This is a genomic window from Variovorax ureilyticus (assembly GCF_037889935.1).
Lineage (GTDB): Bacteria > Pseudomonadota > Gammaproteobacteria > Burkholderiales > Burkholderiaceae_C > Variovorax > Variovorax ureilyticus.
Genome location: NZ_JBBKZU010000015.1, coordinates 21,313 through 37,647 on the forward strand (window position 1 = coordinate 21,313; position 16,335 = coordinate 37,647).

Genomic DNA, 16,335 nt, shown 5'->3' on the forward strand with positions numbered 1-16,335 from the left:
TCGTCATCCCGCTTGTCGCGTGGCGTTCAGGAAGGCCGCTTCCAGCGTGTCGCCGCCGAGAGAGGACGTGACTTGTGCCGGCGTGCCGCTGGCGAGCAGGCGCCCGCGATGCAGGACCAGAACGCGGTCGGCGTGCTCGGCTTCCGACACGAGGTGCGTGGCCCACAGCACGGTGACGCCGCGCTGGCGCACTTCGTCACGCAGGCCGTCGATGAGGTCGCGCCGCGACTGCGGATCGAGCCCGACCGTGGCCTCGTCCATCAGCAGCAGGTCCGGCCGCGCCAGCAGGGCGCGCACCAGCTCGACCTTGCGCCGGTTGCCGCCGGACAGCTCGCGCACGCTGCGCTGCAGGTCCGCGACGAGGCCGAAGCGCGCGGCCTCGAAGGCAATGCGCTCGCGCGCTTCGTGCGATGGCAGGCCCTGCAGGTCGGCGTGGAACTGCAGGTTGCGCGCGATGCTCAGGTCGAGGTCGAGCGACTGCTGCTGGAACACCACGCCGATGTGCGAGAGCGCCCGCCGCGCATCGCTGCGCATCGACAGGCCCGCCACCTCCACATCGCCCTCGTCGGCGGCGAAGAGGCCGGTCAGCACCTGGAACAAGGTCGACTTGCCCGCGCCGTTCGGGCCGAGCAGCACGACGAAGTCGCCGCGCGCGATCGACAGGCTCAGCGCGTCCAGCGCGACGCGCGAGCCGTAGCGCTGAGTGAGGCCTTGGACCTTCAGCATGACGCGATACCGGCTGCGCTGAGTGCGAGCGAGTTCTGGTCGCTGCGAAACACGAGCCCCGCGTCGCGCGCCGCACCGGGAACGAAGCGCAGCGGCTGTTCAGGGACTTCGCGGCTGCGCAGCGTCGCGGCGTCGAGTATCTCGTCGATGCGGCCGCGATGCGCGCTCTTCGTGCAGACGGGATCGGTCGCCGCGGCATCGCCGGTCAGCAGGTAGGCCTGGCAGCGGCAGCCGCCGAAATCGTGGTGCCGCTCTTCGCAGCCGCTGCAGGTCGGACTCATCCACGCCTGGCCGCGGTAGCGGTTGAAGGCCTCGCTGTCGTACCAGGCCTCGCGGACCGGCATCGATCGCAGATCGGGCAGCGGCGGGCCGGGCAGCATCCGGGCGCTGTGGCAGGGCATCGCGAGGCCGTCCGGCGCCACGACCATGAACACCGCGCCCCAGCCCGCCATGCAGGGCTTGGGTTTCGCATCGGCGTAGTCGGGCGAGACCCAGATGACCTTCATGCGGCCCGCCAGCCGCGCGCGGTGCGTGTCGACCACCGCCTCCGCCTCGCGCAGTTCGGCGGCCGTCGGCATCAGCGCGGCACGGTTGAGCCAAGCCCATCCGTAGTACTGCGTGTTGGCCAGTTCGAGGAAGTCCGCGCCCATGCGTTCGGCCATCTCGATGATGCGCCCGACATGCTGCAGGTTGAACCGGTGCATCACGCAGTTCAGCACCATCGGATAGCCCTCGTCCTTGATGATGCCGGCGACCTTGGCTTTCAGGTCGAAGGTCTTCGTGGAGCTGAGGAAGTCGTTCAGCTCGCGCGTCGAGTCCTGGAACGAGAGCTGGATGTGGTCGAGTCCCGCCGCCTTGAGGGCCTTGGCGCATGCGCGGGTCAGGCCGACGCCCGAGGTGATGAGGTTGGTGTAAAAGCCCAGCCCGCGCGCATGCGCGACGAGTTCTTCGAGGTCGTCGCGCAGCAGCGGCTCGCCGCCCGAAAAGCCGAGCTGCACGGCGCCGAGGGCCCGCGCTTCGCCCAGCACGCGCTTCCAGTTCGCCGTGTCCATCTCGTCGCCGTGGCGCGCATGGTCGACCGGGTTCGAGCAGAACACGCAGTGCAGCGGGCAGCGGTAGGTCAGCTCCGCCAGCAGCCAGAAGGGCGGCCGAACCTTGCCGGGGTCTCGCGCTTCCATGCTCGTGCCCTGTGTCTATTGCAGCCAGCCGCGCTCGCGCGCCTGGCAGAGGAAGCCGATCACGTCTTCGTGCAGCGAGGCCTGCTCGAAGGCGGCTTCGAGCTCGGCGACGATCTCGTCCACCGTGCGTTGCCCGTCGCAGCGCTGCAGGATCTCGGCGGCGGGCAGGTTGAGGCGAACCATGCCTTCGGGGTAGAGCAGGACCCAGTGGTCCTGCGTCGCCTCGAACTGCATCCGGTAGAGGCTCGACATGCGTGGGCGTTCGTCGCGTTCCATCATGGTCGTTGCTCCAGCGGCATGTCGTCGGGGAAGCCGCGCTCGATCGCATCGAGCATCGACCACAGGATGTCGAGCTTGAAATGAAGGATGCCGACCGCGCGTTCCTGCCGGGCGCGCGTGGTGCACCAGCGGCGCGCGACTTCCAGGCCGTGCTCGACGTCGCGCGTGGCGAGCGGGATCCGGCTGCGGAAGTAGGCGAGGCCCTCGACGTCGATCCACGGATAGAGCGTCGGCCATGCGGCGAGCCGGTCGGCGTGGATCTTCGGCGCGAACATCTCGGTCAGCGAGGAGATCGCGGCTTCCTCCCACGGTCGCTGTCGCGCGAAGTTGACGTAGGCGTCCACCGCGAAGCGCACGCCCGGCTGCACGTGACGATGCGACCAGAGGTCTGCCCGATCGAGCCCGACCGCCTCGCCCAGCCGCACCCAGGCCTCGATGCCGCCGGCGTCGTCGCCCGTGAAGTCACCGCGGCCGTCGTGGTCGAGGATGCGCAGGATCCAGCGGCGGCGCTCCGCGCGGTCCTCGCAGTTGGACATCACCGCCGCGTCCTTGCGCGGGATGTTGACCTGGTAGTAGAAGCGGTTGGCCACCCAGGCGCGCACCTGGAAAGGCTGGAGCTCGCCGCGATTGAGCCGCTGGTTGAAGCGGTGGTGGATGTGATAGCGCGCTTCGCAGGCGCGAAGGCGGGCTTCGAACTCGTCGCCGTCCCACAGGCGCTGGAGTTCATGGCGAGCCGCCTCGCGCGAACTCAAAGGAGCGGGGGCGGGGCTCGGGGCTGTCAGTGTTGCCGTCATAGCGTGATCTCCATGCCGTCGTAGGCCACTTCGATGCCATGGCCATCGAGCACGCGGCGCTGCGCACTCGTCTCGTCCAGGATCGGATTGCTGTTGTTGATGTGGATGAGGACCTTGCGCCGCGCGCCGGTGGTGAGCATCACGTCGACCATGCCGACGCGCGCCTCGTCGCCCATCTGTGGCAGGTGACCCATCTCGCGCGCGGTCTTGCGGCTGAGGCCGGCCTGCAGCATCTCGTCCTCGACCCAGAACGTGCCGTCCACGAGCAGGCAGTCGGCGTCCCGCATCCATTGGAGTTCGCTCGCGCCGACCTCGGCGAGGCCCGGCGAATAGAACAGGCGGCTGCCGTCGTCCAGGTCCTCGATCAGGAGCGCGATGTTGTCGCCGGTCGTCTGCTCGCCGCGGTGCGGCGAATAGGGCGGGGCCTTGCCGGGAATCGCGACCGCCGTGAAGCGCAGCGACGGAAAGCCGTCGACCGTGAAGCTCGCGCTGCGCTGGGTGCCGGCGACCGCCAGCATGTGCCAGCGCGTGCCGCAATAGTGTTCGAGCACGCTGATCACGGGGAAGACCGTGGTCAGGTCCTCGAACACGCAAGGCGTCGCATAGACGTCGATGCAGGGGCCTTCGCGCATGCCGAGCAGGCCGGTGACGTGGTCGATCTGCGCGTCCATCAGGATCACCGCCTTGATCGGCGTGTCGCGCACGCCGTGACGCGGATGAAGCTGGGGTTGGCCGCGCAGCTGCTGGCCGATGTCGGGCGAGGCGTTGAGCAGCACCCACGACTGGCCGTCCGCCGAGACGGCGACCGAACTCTGGGTGCGCGCACGCGCTTCGACGTCGCCGATGCGCTGGCCGGCGCACTGACGGCAATTGCAGTTCCACTGCGGAAAGCCACCGCCGGCGCCGGAGCCGAGCACGAGTATTTTCATGAGAGGTCGGTGAAGGAATGGGGGCCGGTGGCGGCGCGGGTGTCGCCGCGCGCCACCGGTGCGTGATGGCTCAGCGGTGCGAGATGTACATCGTGATCTCGAAGCCGAAGCGCATGTCTTCAAACGCGGGTGTCGACCATTGCATGGTGTCTCCTTGGAAGCGGAACAGGCCCGGGCGGGATTGCCATTCGGGCCTGTTCACTTGCGCAAATCGCGTGCCTGTGGCGGCACGGCGCGGCGCAGGCGAAAGAGACTGGGGATTGCCCTGATGAATGGGGGTCCGAAGGCGCCAAACGCGCAAGCCGAAGGCCTGCGGCAGCAGGCGCTGGCATCGAGTGTTCCAGGCTGGTACAGCGCCGTTCGACGACGGTACAGGGAAGTCCCTAGGGCGTCACTTGCCCCAGCGCAGCTTGCGATAGATGGTGTTGCGGCTGATGCCCAGGCGCTTGGAGGCGACCGAGATGTTCCCGTTGGCCGCGGCGAGCGTGCTGCGGATCAGCTCGACTTCCGCTTCGCCGAGCGTGCGCGGCGTGGCGGGCTCCGCCGTTGCCTGAGCGGGACCTGACTCGGCCTCGGGCTCTGCACTGCGCTCGCCCAAAGGTTCGGTGAAATGCATCGGCATCGCTTCCGCGACCGGCGGCGCGACGCGGATCGGCATGGAGACCTGCGGCGGCGAGGGCGCGCGCCCGCTGCGCGCGTCCTCCAGGAAGTCGTCCGAGAGATGGTGCTCCTCGATCTGTCCTTCCCCGGCGGCCATGACGGCGGCGGTGCGCAGGACGTTCGCGAGCTGGCGCACGTTGCCGGGCCATGCATAGGCCTTGAACAGCGCCATCACCCGCGCGCTGATCTCCGGCGTGCCGTGCGGGCAATCGCTCAACAGGATGCGGCGCGCCACCACGTCGAGATCGTGGCGCTCGCGCAGCGCGGGCAGCTTCACCACGAGGCCGTTGAGCCGGTAGTAGAGGTCTTCGCGGAACGATCCGGCCTCGATCATGTCGCGCAGCTTGCGGTGCGTCGCGCCGATCACCGCGATATCGACCGGAATGGACTTGAGGCTGCCCAGCGGCGTGACCTGCCGCTCCTGCAGCACGCGCAGCAGCCGCGCCTGCAGCGCCAGCGGCATGTCGCCGATCTCGTCGAGGAACAGGGTGCCGCCGTTGGCCTGCACGATGCGGCCGACCGCGCCCTTGCGGCGCGCGCCGGTGAAGGCGCCGTCTTCATAGCCGAAGAGTTCGGCCTCGATCAGCGATTCGGGAATCGACGCGCAGTTGACCGCCACGAAGGGCTGCCTCGCGCGGTTCGAGTCCTGGTGCACCGCGCGTGCGAGCAGTTCCTTGCCCGTGCCCGTCTCGCCGAGGATGAGCAGCGGGATGTCGCGGTTGATGACGCGCTGCACCTTCTGGATCAGTGCGCCGATCTGCGGATCGCCGGTGTTGAGGTAGTGCAGGCCGGAGAACAGCGTGCCGTCGGCCGAGTGCGCGGTGGCGCCCGCCAGCACGCCGGCAGGCAGCCGGGGCTCCGCGCCGGCCCCGGAGCGCAGACCTGCCGAGTCGACGACGGGCGCGCTCCGTGGTTCCATTGCCATCGATCGCTGGGGCCCGTTGAATCGCGCGCTCACATGGAACTGGCGGCCGTTCGACAGGCACAGCGTCATCGGCGTCGGAAGCGGCGAGCGGAAGTGGTCGAACACCGCCGGTGCGGTCGTGCCGAAGAGGCTGGTCAGGCTGTGCATGCGCAAGGCCGCGCTGCTCATGTCGAGCTGGTCGAGCGCGCTGCGGTTGGCCCCGAGGATCTTGCCGTCCGCGCCGACGACGATGATGCCTTCGAGCAGGGTGCCGATGAATTCGACCCGGCTGTGGAAGTGCAGGCGCAGTCGGTTGCCGTAGTCGTCGGACAGCCACTGGTTCTCGATCATGCGCGCCGACATGCGCACGAGGCCCATGGTGTGCCGGTGGTAGGAGCGCTGGTCGCCGGTGACGTCGAGCACGCCCAGCATGTTGCCGCGCGGGTCGAAGATCGGCGCCGCGGAGCAGGTCAGGAAATGATTGGCGTGGATGAAATGTTCGCCGCCGTGCACGACGGTCGGCGCTTCCTCGAACAGCGCCGTGCCGATGGCGTTGGTGCCCTTGGAATGCTCTGCCCAGTTGACGCCTGGCGTCAGCGCGACCTTGTCCGCGCGCTGCAGGAAGCGATCGTCGCCGACGGAGTGGAGGATGGTGCCGCTGACGTCGGCCAGCACGATCATGCTTTCGGTGTCGACGATCTGCTCGAACAGCATTTCCATGACCGGCGCCGCGTGCGTGAACAGGCGCTGGTTGCGCTCGCGCGCGACTGCGAGGTCGCCGCGCATCAGGGGCTCGAAATCGGGCCGTTCGACGCGCGTCAGCCCGAGTGCCGAACAGCGCTGGTGCCACTGTTCGATGAGTTCGGTGCGTTCCTTCTGCTGCGGGAGCGGCAGGGCTTCGGGTGTGGTCCAGGTCCTGGCAGGCGCGGCCAGCTCTCGTGGGGGTGCAACCATGGTCTTGTCTCCACTGCCTCTATTGAGCAGGTGATCTGTGTCTATCCAGAAATACTCTCGGTCTCTTCGCGACGTGGTGTCCCGTTTTGGCACAGGGGACACGGCCTCTCTTGTCACTTCTCGCCTGGCACCTCGAAAGGATGCCACACGCAGGGCAATTCACGCAATTTGTGTTCCCGCCTGCAACAACTTCGCGTGGCACAGCGTTTGCGGATTCGTGAGCGTCATCAATTGAACGCGAACGGAGATGAAACGATGGACACCAAGCCGCTGACAGGCCCTGGCCTGTACCAAGGGACCCGCAAGGGATTGAAGCTGATGGCCGCTGCACTGAGCCTGACCTGCGCGGGCCTGGCCTGGTCGCATGGCGACGTGACCCCGCAGGCCGTGGACACCGCGGGGCTGCCGGAACTCGGCAAGGACTGGCGCGCGGAGAACCCGTATCGCGGCAATGCCACCGCGATCAAGATCGGCACTTCCGCCTACAACCAAAATTGCGCCCGCTGCCACGGCATCGAGGCCATCTCCGGCGGCATCGCGCCCGACCTGCGCAAGATCGACAACGACTGCGCCACGATGAAGGATGCGCCCAAGAAGGCCGCCTGCGCGAAGGAGATCGACGACTACTTCCTGACCACGGTGCGCCATGGCCGGACACGAAACGGTGCCGTTTATATGCCGCCGTTCGAAGGCACGATGAACCAGGAAGCGATCTGGTCGATCAAGGCCTACCTGGAGACACGTCGCGACAAGCCGCTCTAGGAGCCCACGATGCGCGCTTCACACGTATCGCGCCGCGCCGTCCTTCGATGGATCGGCGCGGCCAGCCTCGGCGCGCCGGCGCTCGCCGCGCGCGCGGCGGCGCTGGACCGCATCCGCGAGCGCGGCACCCTCACGGTCGCGCTCTACAAGGACATGCCGCCGTTCCACGTCGATGGCAAGGGCATCGACGTGCAACTGGCGCAGGCGCTCGCCGATGCGCTCGGCGTCAAGCTGTCGATGCTGCCCTTCAATGCCGACGAGAACATGGGCGACGATCTGCGCAACATGGTCTGGCGCGGCCACTACCTGGGCTTCGGTCCGGCGGACGTGCTGATGCATGTGCCGGTCGACAAGCCGCTGATCGACGAGACGCCGCAGGCGCGGATCTTCGCGCCGTACTACCGCGAGCGCGTCGTGGTGGCGCGCCGGCTGGATCGCCTGCCGCAGCTCGACAGCCTGTCGGCATTGGGCGATGCGAAGGTGGCGGTGCCGGGGCAGACGCTGGCCGGCTGGCTGATGATCGGCGCCGACGGCGGTGCCTATCGGAACCAGCTCGTCACGCAATGGAAGGACGGCGCCGAAGCCGCGCGCGCATTGCAGCGCGGCGAATTTCCCGCCGCCGCCGGGCTCGCCTCGGAGATGGAATCGGTGCTGCGCGGCGATGCGCGCTTCGCGATCGCACCCTTGCCTTCCCCGCGCGTGCAGCGCAACGGCTGGGCGGTGGGCATGGCGGTCAAGAAGGATGCGACGGACCTCGCGCAGGCCCTGCAGGCCGGCATCAACGACCTGGCAGCCGACGGGCGGCTGCGCAAGATCTTCGAAGGCGCCAACGTCGCCTGGCAGGCGCCTTGAGTCACGCCTGATGGCGTATGCAGGGCCCGGCTACGGCCGGCCCTGCGCTTCCAATGCCTGCCATTCCGCATCCTCGTACAGCCGCGAGCGCGTGAGAAAGCGCATGCCGGTCGGCCGCTCCAGCGAGAACATCCCGCCGTTGCCGGGTACCGCATCGATGATCAGGTGCGTGTGCTCCCAGTACTCGAACTGCGAGCGGCTCATGTAGAAGGGCGTGCCCGCGATTTCGCCGAGGCAGATGTCGGCATCGCCCGTGATGAACTCCCCGAGCGCAAAGCACATCGGCGCGCTGCCGTCGCAGCAGCCGCCAGACTGGTGGAACATCAGCGGCCCATGCGCCGCGCGCAGGCGCTCGATGAGCGCCTGCGCGGCCGGCGTCACGGACACGCGAGCGACTGCCGGGGCCGAGGAACCGCCGGCTTTTCGATCGCTCATGCGTGCTCCGTTCAGAAGAAGCCCAGCTTGTTCGGGCTGTAGCTCACCAGCAGGTTCTTCGTCTGCTGGTAGTGGTCGAGCATCATCTTGTGGTTCTCGCGGCCGATGCCCGACTGCTTGTACCCGCCGAACGCGGCATGGGCCGGGTACTGGTGGTAGCAGTTGGTCCACACGCGGCCTGCCTGGATCCCGCGGCCCATGCGGAAGGCTCGCGCGCCGTCGCGGCTCCAGACGCCGGCGCCGAGGCCGTACAGCGTGTCGTTGGCGATCTCCAGCGCCTCTTCTTCGGTCTTGAAGGTCGTCACCGACACCACGGGGCCGAAGATCTCTTCCTGGAAGATGCGCATCTTGTTGTGGCCCTTGAACACCGTCGGCTTGATGTAGTAGCCGCCGGCCAGTTCGCCGCTCTTGACGTTACGCGCGCCGCCGGTCAGGCACTGGGCGCCTTCCTGCTTGCCGAGGTCGATGTACGAGAGGATCTTTTCCATCTGCTCCTGCGACGCCTGCGCGCCCAGCATCGTGCCGGTGTCGAGCGGATGGCCCTGCGTGATCGCTTCGACGCGCTGGATCGCGCGCTCCATGAAACGGTCGTAGATCGACTCCTGGATCAGCGCGCGGCTCGGGCAGGTGCAGACCTCGCCCTGGTTCAGCGCGAACATCGTGAAGCCTTCCAATGCCTTGTCGAAGAAGGCGTCGTCGGCCGCGAGCACGTCCTCGAAGAAGATGTTGGGCGACTTGCCGCCCAACTCCAGAGTGACCGGAATGAGGTTCTGGCTCGCGTACTGCGAGATCAGCCGGCCGGTGGTGGTCTCGCCGGTGAAGGCGATCTTGGCGATGCGCGGGCTCGATGCGAGCGGCTTGCCGGCTTCGAGACCGAAGCCGTTCACGACGTTGATCACGCCCGCTGGCAGCAGGTCGCCGATGATTTCCATCAGGACCAGGATCGAGGCGGGCGTCTGCTCGGCGGGCTTCAGCACCACGCAGTTGCCTGCAGCGAGCGCCGGCGCCAGCTTCCACACCGCCATCAGGAGCGGGAAGTTCCACGGGATGATCTGGCCGACCACGCCGAGCGGCTCGTGGAAGTGGTACGCGTAGGTTTCATGATCGATCTCGCTGATGCCGCCTTCCTGCGACCGCACGCAGGACGCGAAGTAGCGGAAGTGGTCGATGGCCAGCGGCAGGTCCGCGGCCATCGTCTCGCGCAGCGGCTTGCCGTTGTCGAGCGTCTCGGCCACCGCCAGCGTCTGCAGGTTCTGCTCCATGCGGTCGGCGATCTTCAGCAGGATGTTGGCGCGCTCGGTCGGCGAGGTGCGCCCCCATGCGGCCTTGGCCTTGTGCGCGGCGTCCAGCGCGGCCTCGATGTCCTTCGCGTTGGAGCGCGGGATGCTCGTGAAGGCGTTGCCGGTGACCGGGGTCAGGTTGTCGAAGTACTGCCCGTCGATCGGCGCGACCCACTCGCCGCCGATGTAGTTGCCGTACTGCTTCTTGAAGGGGTTCGCAATGCCGAGGTTGCGCATTTCAGCCATGTCCATGGGTTCATCTCCGTTGAGGTTGAGGAAGGAATCGCATGGAGCACTTCGCAATCGGCGGGCCAGTGCGTGCCAAGGGGGTGGCCGAGGACGCAAGTCCTTGTCGCGCAACGATTTCGAGTTCGGCGACGCCATTCGCGTGTGCCAGCGTCGCGCCAGGGCGTGTGCCTTCGCGGAGCAATGTGCTTCAGATTGAGCCAGCGCCTGAACGATGTCGCGAGCGGTCCGTGAGGGAAAATGCGGGGCTACTTCACCCGAAAGACATGACGAAGCTCGACGACCCCCTCCACGACGCCGAGATCGGCTCCCGCGACAGCACCATCGACACGACCCGCATCGACGACGTGCGCATCGGCGCGGTCCGCCCGCTGATGACGCCTGCGCTGCTGCAGGAGAGGGTTCCCGTTCGGGACGACACCCTCGCCCTGGTGGAAGCGGCGCGCTCGTCGATCGCCGATGTCCTGCATGGCCGCGACGACCGGCTGATCGTCGTGGTCGGACCCTGTTCGATCCACGACCACGACCAGGCGATCGAATACGCCCACCTGCTGAAGAAGGAAGCGGACCGCGTCGAGGACGACCTGCTGATCGTCATGCGGACCTACTTCGAGAAGCCGCGCACGACCGTGGGTTGGAAGGGCTACATCAACGATCCGCACCTGGATGGCAGCTTCGCCATCAACGAGGGCCTGGAGCGCGCGCGTCGCCTGCTTCTCGAGTTGACGCTGCTGGGGCTTCCTGCGGGCACCGAGTTCCTCGACCTTCTAAGTCCGCAGTTCATCGCCGATCTCATCGCATGGGGTGCCATCGGCGCCCGGACCACCGAGAGCCAGAGCCATCGCCAACTGGCGTCCGGACTCAGTTGCCCGGTCGGCTTCAAAAACGGCACCGACGGCAGCATCAAGGTCGCGGCCGATGCGATCCTCGCCGCGCTGGCGCCGCATGCCTTCATGGGGATGACGAAGATGGGGATGGCCGCGATCTTCGAGACCCGCGGCAACGACGACTGCCACGTGATCCTGCGCGGCGGCAAGACGCCGAACTATTCAGCCGCGGACGTGGCCGCGAACTGCGAAGCGCTGCGCGCGAGTGGCCTCAGGGAGCAGGTCATGATCGACGTGTCGCATGCCAACAGCAGCAAGCAGCACCACCGGCAGATCGCGGTGGCTCACGATGTGGCTGAGCAGATTTCTGCGGGTGACGGACGCATCACCGGCGTGATGATCGAAAGCAACCTCGAGGAGGGCCGGCAGGATCTGGTTCCCGGCGTGGCGCTCAAGCGGGGCGTCTCGATCACGGATGCCTGCATCAGCTTCAGGCAGACCGTTCCGGTGCTGGACGAACTGGCGAGTGCCGTTCGGAACCGACGACACGCAGCGAAGGCTCGCGCGTAGCGGATGCGTGTGTCGGAGGGGCGATCCGTCCTGACGATGCAGGGGACCGTATGCTGATCTCTGGGCACTGCCGCAGGTTGCGGCAGCGGGCTCAACCGCGTTCCGCGACTTCCTTGATTCCGAGCTTTGCAAGCCCGAAAGCGGCGACTCCGAAGACGGCGACAAGGCAGAGGATGGCGTTGATCATGTGGACTTTCCTTTGGTGAGGCGTCCATTATATAGGGTAAACCCCTAATCATCAGGGTTTACCCTAGATCGTCTCCGCGCGGGCGCAGATCACGCGCGGGCGCGGATCAATCAGTGCGAGAACGGCCGCAGCACCTCGGAGGCCGCGAGTTCCAGGGCACGAGCGGGCGGGATGCCACTCCACACGAGCCGCTTCAGCCGGCGATACACGTCGAACATCAACGCCTCGTCGTATTCGCTCGAGTCGGGATCGATGACCGGGTATTCCTGTTCCAGGGAACTGAGCGTCCAGTCGTACCGGTCCCTGACCTCTGCTGGATCCTTGCTGAACGGCATTTGCGCGGCGTGCGGGGCGCGCGAATTGGACTGAATTCTCATGACACCCCCGAAGAAGTTGTGGGTGGAAGGGGAAGCTCGGTGTGTCGGGAATGTAATACCAAAGATAACAACGAAGCCAGCCCGTCCGTCCGCGCCTTTTTCGCGAATCAGGCCCGGAGGCGCTGGCTCGCGCCGTCGAGCAGCGCCTCGGCATCCCGGCTGACGCGCTCGACCACTTCGCGGGCAGAGGGAATGTCGCGCACGAGTCCGGCGGCCTCGCCGGCGATCACGGCGGCGATGTCGAAGTCCCCGGCCTCGCGGGCCGCGAGGAACTTCGCGTGCTCTTCATCGGCGTGGCGCACGAGTTCGAGTTCGCGTCCCGTCCAACGCTCGACAAGCGCATTGCGCAGGCAGCGCCCCGTGAAAGGTACGGGCCACACCCGCTTGCGCACGATGTCGAAGACCAGGCCCCGCGCGGTCTCGTCGCCGGTCGCGCGCTGGACGCGCGCCTTGGCTTCGGCGGCAACGGCCGCCTCCTTCGTGGCATAGAAGCGCGTGCCCATCAGCACCCCCGACGCGCCGAGCATCAGCGCCGCGGCGAGTCCTCGGCCGTCGGCGATGCCGCCAGCGGCGACCACGGGCACATCCGGGCCGATCGCATCGACGAGTTCCGGCACCAGCGTCAGGGTGGCGCGCGAGGCACCGTGCCCGCCGGCCTCGGTGCCCTGGGCCACGAGGATGTCCGCGCCGACGGACACCGCTTTGCGCGCCATGTCGAGCGTCTGCACCTGGCAGATCAGCGCGGCGCCCGACCGCTTGACCGGTTCGGCAAAGGGCGCCGCATCGCCGAAGGACAGCATGATCGCCGCGGGCGCGCTCTCCAGCGCAAGATCGAGCAGGTGGGGCTGCTTCGCGAGGCTCCATGTGATGAAGCCGATGCCGAACCGGACCTGCGTTTCCTTGAGCCGCGCGATCTCGCGCGTCAGCCATTCCGCATCGCCGTAGCCGCCGCCGAGGATTCCGAGCCCGCCGGCGGCACTCACGGCCGAGGTGAGCCTCGCATCGGCGACGACATCCATGGGGGCCAGCAGGACGGGGTTGCGGATGCCCAGTCGCTGGGTGAGCGCGGTCTGGATCGACATGGGATGGCCTCCGATCGGCGGGTCCGGGGGCGCCCATTGTGTTCTTCTTCCGGGTCCGGGACACCTCGGAAGTTCTGGGGCAGCGCGCCTCGCCGGTCAGGGCGCGGCCACGTCTTCCTGTCGCGCCTGCGCCGTGGTCCGCTCTGCCGTCAGCCTGGCCAGCCTCAGGTAGGCTGCCGTGGGCGAACTTCCGAACAGGGGATCCGGGTACGACGGAGCGGCACGCGCGACGGCGTCCCAGTCCTGCGCACTCAGCAGCAGCCGGGCGCGTGGGAGGACCAGTCTTTCTTCCGTGGCAATGTGGTGCCGGTAGTAGGCGAGGTAGAGCGCCGCCGCCGCTTCCACGCTCGCGCGCAGGACGTAGGCATCGCTGATGACCTGGTTCAGGCGCGCGACCAGTTCTTCGCCGGCCACCGCGATGACGCGATGCTCCTGCAGCAGGCGGTTGATCGGCAGTCGCATTTGCGGATCGTGCGCCGCGAGGATGTCGAACGCGGCGTCTTCGCGCGGATGGTGATAGCAGTCTCCGAACTCCCGCAGGTAGGAGACGATTTCGAGCATCAGGTGGTAGTCCGGACTCTCCCCGTCGCGAAACCGGGCGACCTGTTCTTCAAGAATGCTGAGAAGCAGGGAGAAATTGCCGTGTTCGGCATGCCATTGCGCGATCTGGCTTGTCATGTGAAACCTCCGCGATCTTTCAGGAGCGTGGACCGACTCTAGGCGCATCCGCCGCCTCGTTCTTGGATCTGGATCAAGGCAATGACTTCTCGGATGCAGTAGGCGTGCATCGGCGAATGCACCCTGATAGTCTTGTCTCCGACGCAGTCGGCAGACCGTGCAGGTCCGCCGCCAGAACCCACCTCAAGGGGAGCGACCATGAATCCGTGGGAACCGACATCATGGAGATCGCGCGCAGCGCAGCAGCTGCCGGTGTATGACGACGCCGATGTCCTCGCCGGCGTCGAGGCCCGCCTTGCGAAGCTGCCGCCGCTCATCTTCCCGGGCGAGATTTCGCAGTTGAAGGCGCGCCTGGCCGCCGCTTCCCGCGGCGAGGCCTTTCTGCTGCAGGGCGGGGATTGCGCGGAGAGCTTCGAAGAGTTCGGTCAGGTGCCGGTGGAGTCGACCTTCCGGGTCATCCTGCAGATGGCGGTGGTGCTGACGTATGCCGCCTCGGTGCCGGTGATCAAGGTCGGGCGCATCGCCGGGCAGTTCGCCAAGCCGCGATCGTCGGACACGGAAACGATCGATGGCGTCAGCCTGCCTTCGTACAGGGGCGACATCGTCAACGCCAGCGAATTCAGTGCGCGGGCGCGGCAAGCCGATCCTGCCCGACTGCTGACGGCCTATTCGCACTCTGCTGCGACCCTCAATCTGCTCCGCGCGCTGGCGCAGGGCGGGTTCGCCGATCTGCATCAGGTGCACCGCTGGACGACCGATTTCGTGCGAAAGAGCCCCCAGGGCGAGCGATTCGAGGAACTGGCCGATCGCATTGCCGAGTCGCTCGCGTTCATGGAGGCCTGCGGCTTCGACGCCGCCAGGGCGCCGCAGTTGCACGCGGTCGAGTTCTACACCTCGCATGAAGCGCTGCACCTGCACTATGAGCAAGCGCTGACCCGGCTCGACGAGCAGGACGGCCGTTGGTTCGGCGCTTCGGCGCACATGCTGTGGCTGGGAGAGCGCACGCGCGCCCTGGAGGGTGCGCACGTCGAGTACCTGCGCGGCGTCGGGAATGCCATCGGCGTCAAGCTGGGGCCCACGGCGAAGGCATCGGATGTCCTGGGGCTGCTGGACCGGCTCGATCCGGACAACCAGCCCGGCCGGATGGTGCTGATCTCACGCATGGGCGCGGACAAGGTCCGCGACGCCTTGCCGCCGCTGCTGCGTGCCGTCGAGCGCGCCGGGCGCCATCCGGTGTGGTGCTGCGATCCCATGCATGGGAACACGGTCACCTCGTCCTCGGGTTACAAGACGCGGGACTTCGACCGCATCCTGCAGGAGGTTCGGGGCTTCTTCGACGCGCATCAGGCTGCGGGCACCTATCCCGGCGGTCTGCATTTCGAGATGACGGGCCAGGACGTCACCGAATGCCGCGGCGGTGCGCAGGAACTCACGGACGAGGAACTCGCCCGTCGCTACCAGAGCGCTTGCGACCCGCGGCTCAATGGGTCGCAAAGCCTGGAGCTCGCATTCCTGATCGCCGATGTCCTGAAGGCTGCGCGCCGCGGCCGATAGAGGCACATCGACGCATCCACGCATTCACGCATCGGAAAGCGGGAATAAATAGGGGACTGCTTGCGTACTGCAGCTTGCAACGGCCTTCGATCCGTTGAAAGGAGCAAGCAGATGAACACGCACGTTCCCGGCCGTCGCGAAGCCCTCAGGTGCCTGTCCGCATGGAGCGGCGCGGCCATCGTCTGGACCGTGAGCGGCGGCATACCGCGCGCCCTCGGCGCGACGGGTGCCGGTACGCCGACAGCGGCTTCACCCGATGCGCTGACTTTCGTCCAGATCAGCGACACCCACATCGGCTTTCGCAAGGAAGCCAACCCCGATGTCGTCGGCAGCCTGCGCCATGCGATCGCAGAGATCAATGCCCTGCCCCAGGCGCCGGCGTTCGTCGTGCATACGGGCGATGTCAGTCATCTGTCCAAACCCGAGGAGTTCGGCAGTGCGAGGGAGATCCTCACGGAGATCCGCGTCGACCGCGTGCACACGGTGCCGGGCGAGCACGACACGATCGACGACGGGGTCAATGGCTATCTGAAGTTCTTCGACCACGACGGCAAGGGCCGGGCCTGGTACAGCTTCGACCAGGGCGGCGTGCACTTCATCGGGCTGACCAACACGCTCAACTTCAAGGCCGGCATGCTGGCCGGTCTGGGCGACGAGCAACTGGCCTGGGTCAAGCGCGATCTCTCCGGCGTCTCGCGCTCGACGCCGCTCGTGGTGATGGCCCACATCCCGCTCTGGACGGTCTGGGAGCCCTGGGGCTGGGGCACCGCCGATTCCGCCCAGCTGATTTCGATGCTGCGTCCCTACGGATCGGTCACGGTCCTCAACGGGCACATCCACCAGGTGCTGCAGAAGGTGGAAGGCACCGTCGCGATGCACACGGCGATGTCGCTGGCCTATCCGCTGCCCACGCCGGGCCAGGAGGGAATCGGCGAGCCCGGCCCCATGAAGGTTCCCGCAGGCGAGCTCGGCAAGCTGCTCGGCACGCGGCAGGTCAGCGTGGTCCGCGGCAAGCACGAACTGGCCATGGTCGACCGGCCGCTCGAAGGCTGAGGAGGTGC

Annotated in this window: 17 protein-coding genes; 5 read left to right on the forward strand and 12 right to left on the reverse strand. The window is 67.3% G+C overall.

The window, feature by feature from the left end; all coding sequences use genetic code 11:
• Nucleotides 1-3: 3 nt before the first annotated feature.
• The 7 genes from WKW77_RS27260 to WKW77_RS27285 all read right to left on the reverse strand — a co-directional run bounded on the left by WKW77_RS27260 (nucleotide 4) and on the right by WKW77_RS27285 (nucleotide 6,424).
• Nucleotides 4-726: an ABC transporter ATP-binding protein gene (locus WKW77_RS27260; protein ID WP_340360029.1), complete on the reverse strand. Its 723-nt coding sequence runs from the start codon at nucleotides 724-726 to the stop codon at nucleotides 4-6.
• Nucleotides 720-1,904 (reverse strand): pyrroloquinoline quinone biosynthesis protein PqqE, encoded by a 1,185-nt coding sequence (pqqE, locus tag WKW77_RS27265; RefSeq protein WP_340360030.1) that lies wholly within the window; start codon nucleotides 1,902-1,904, stop codon nucleotides 720-722. The genes WKW77_RS27260 and pqqE overlap by 7 nt, the downstream gene beginning before the upstream one ends.
• A gap of 15 nt (nucleotides 1,905-1,919) precedes the next feature.
• Nucleotides 1,920-2,183 (reverse strand): pyrroloquinoline quinone biosynthesis peptide chaperone PqqD, encoded by a 264-nt coding sequence (gene pqqD / locus WKW77_RS27270; protein WP_340360031.1) that lies wholly within the window; start codon nucleotides 2,181-2,183, stop codon nucleotides 1,920-1,922.
• Complete coding sequence (gene pqqC / locus WKW77_RS27275) at nucleotides 2,180-2,977, reverse strand: pyrroloquinoline-quinone synthase PqqC (RefSeq protein WP_340360032.1); 798 nt, start codon at nucleotides 2,975-2,977, stop codon at nucleotides 2,180-2,182. Before pqqC ends, pqqD begins: the two co-directional genes overlap by 4 nt.
• Nucleotides 2,974-3,906, reverse strand: a complete 933-nt coding sequence (gene pqqB / locus WKW77_RS27280) for a pyrroloquinoline quinone biosynthesis protein PqqB (RefSeq protein WP_340360033.1) — start codon at nucleotides 3,904-3,906, stop codon at nucleotides 2,974-2,976. The genes pqqC and pqqB overlap by 4 nt, the downstream gene beginning before the upstream one ends.
• Before the next feature lie 70 nt (nucleotides 3,907-3,976).
• Nucleotides 3,977-4,051 (reverse strand): pyrroloquinoline quinone precursor peptide PqqA, encoded by a 75-nt coding sequence (gene pqqA, locus WKW77_RS35080; protein ID WP_143044960.1) that lies wholly within the window; start codon nucleotides 4,049-4,051, stop codon nucleotides 3,977-3,979.
• Between the two features lie 246 nt (nucleotides 4,052-4,297).
• On the reverse strand, nucleotides 4,298-6,424 hold the full coding sequence (locus tag WKW77_RS27285) for a sigma-54-dependent Fis family transcriptional regulator (RefSeq protein WP_340360034.1): 2,127 nt from the start codon (nucleotides 6,422-6,424) through the stop codon (nucleotides 4,298-4,300).
• A 318-nt stretch (nucleotides 6,425-6,742) separates the two neighbouring features.
• Here WKW77_RS27285 and pedF point away from each other — a divergent pair, with 318 nt between their 5' ends.
• Both pedF and WKW77_RS27295 read left to right on the forward strand, forming a co-directional pair.
• Nucleotides 6,743-7,186: a cytochrome c-550 PedF gene (gene pedF / locus WKW77_RS27290; RefSeq protein WP_340360148.1), complete on the forward strand. Its 444-nt coding sequence runs from the start codon at nucleotides 6,743-6,745 to the stop codon at nucleotides 7,184-7,186.
• A 9-nt stretch (nucleotides 7,187-7,195) separates the two neighbouring features.
• On the forward strand, nucleotides 7,196-8,038 hold the full coding sequence (locus WKW77_RS27295; RefSeq protein WP_340360035.1) for a transporter substrate-binding domain-containing protein: 843 nt from the start codon (nucleotides 7,196-7,198) through the stop codon (nucleotides 8,036-8,038).
• A 30-nt stretch (nucleotides 8,039-8,068) separates the two neighbouring features.
• On the opposite strand, the gene WKW77_RS27300 is transcribed toward WKW77_RS27295, so the two are convergent.
• Nucleotides 8,069-8,473, reverse strand: a complete 405-nt coding sequence (locus tag WKW77_RS27300; RefSeq protein WP_340360036.1) for a DUF779 domain-containing protein — start codon at nucleotides 8,471-8,473, stop codon at nucleotides 8,069-8,071.
• An 11-nt stretch (nucleotides 8,474-8,484) separates the two neighbouring features.
• Nucleotides 8,485-10,005 (reverse strand): aldehyde dehydrogenase, encoded by a 1,521-nt coding sequence (adh, locus tag WKW77_RS27305; RefSeq protein ID WP_340360037.1) that lies wholly within the window; start codon nucleotides 10,003-10,005, stop codon nucleotides 8,485-8,487.
• A gap of 260 nt (nucleotides 10,006-10,265) precedes the next feature.
• On the opposite strand from adh, the gene WKW77_RS27310 reads away from it, so the two are divergent.
• Nucleotides 10,266-11,396, forward strand: a complete 1,131-nt coding sequence (locus tag WKW77_RS27310) for a 3-deoxy-7-phosphoheptulonate synthase (RefSeq protein WP_340360038.1) — start codon at nucleotides 10,266-10,268, stop codon at nucleotides 11,394-11,396.
• Between the two features lie 297 nt (nucleotides 11,397-11,693).
• Here WKW77_RS27310 and WKW77_RS27315 read toward each other — a convergent pair whose 3' ends face one another.
• The 3 genes from WKW77_RS27315 to WKW77_RS27325 all read right to left on the reverse strand — a co-directional run bounded on the left by WKW77_RS27315 (nucleotide 11,694) and on the right by WKW77_RS27325 (nucleotide 13,720).
• Entirely contained in the window at nucleotides 11,694-11,960 is a 267-nt protein-coding gene (locus WKW77_RS27315; RefSeq protein ID WP_340360039.1) for a hypothetical protein, read from the reverse strand.
• A 107-nt stretch (nucleotides 11,961-12,067) separates the two neighbouring features.
• On the reverse strand, nucleotides 12,068-13,042 hold the full coding sequence (locus WKW77_RS27320; protein WP_340360040.1) for an NAD(P)H-dependent flavin oxidoreductase: 975 nt from the start codon (nucleotides 13,040-13,042) through the stop codon (nucleotides 12,068-12,070).
• A gap of 96 nt (nucleotides 13,043-13,138) precedes the next feature.
• Nucleotides 13,139-13,720: a hemerythrin domain-containing protein gene (locus WKW77_RS27325; RefSeq protein ID WP_340360041.1), complete on the reverse strand. Its 582-nt coding sequence runs from the start codon at nucleotides 13,718-13,720 to the stop codon at nucleotides 13,139-13,141.
• Nucleotides 13,721-13,918: 198 nt separating this feature from the next.
• Here WKW77_RS27325 and WKW77_RS27330 point away from each other — a divergent pair, with 198 nt between their 5' ends.
• Nucleotides 13,919-15,274 (forward strand): class II 3-deoxy-7-phosphoheptulonate synthase, encoded by a 1,356-nt coding sequence (locus tag WKW77_RS27330; RefSeq protein WP_340360042.1) that lies wholly within the window; start codon nucleotides 13,919-13,921, stop codon nucleotides 15,272-15,274.
• 111 nt (nucleotides 15,275-15,385) lie between these two features.
• Nucleotides 15,386-16,327, forward strand: coding sequence for a metallophosphoesterase family protein (locus WKW77_RS27335; protein ID WP_340360043.1), 942 nt, complete (start codon nucleotides 15,386-15,388; stop codon nucleotides 16,325-16,327).
• Nucleotides 16,328-16,335: the final 8 nt, after the last annotated feature.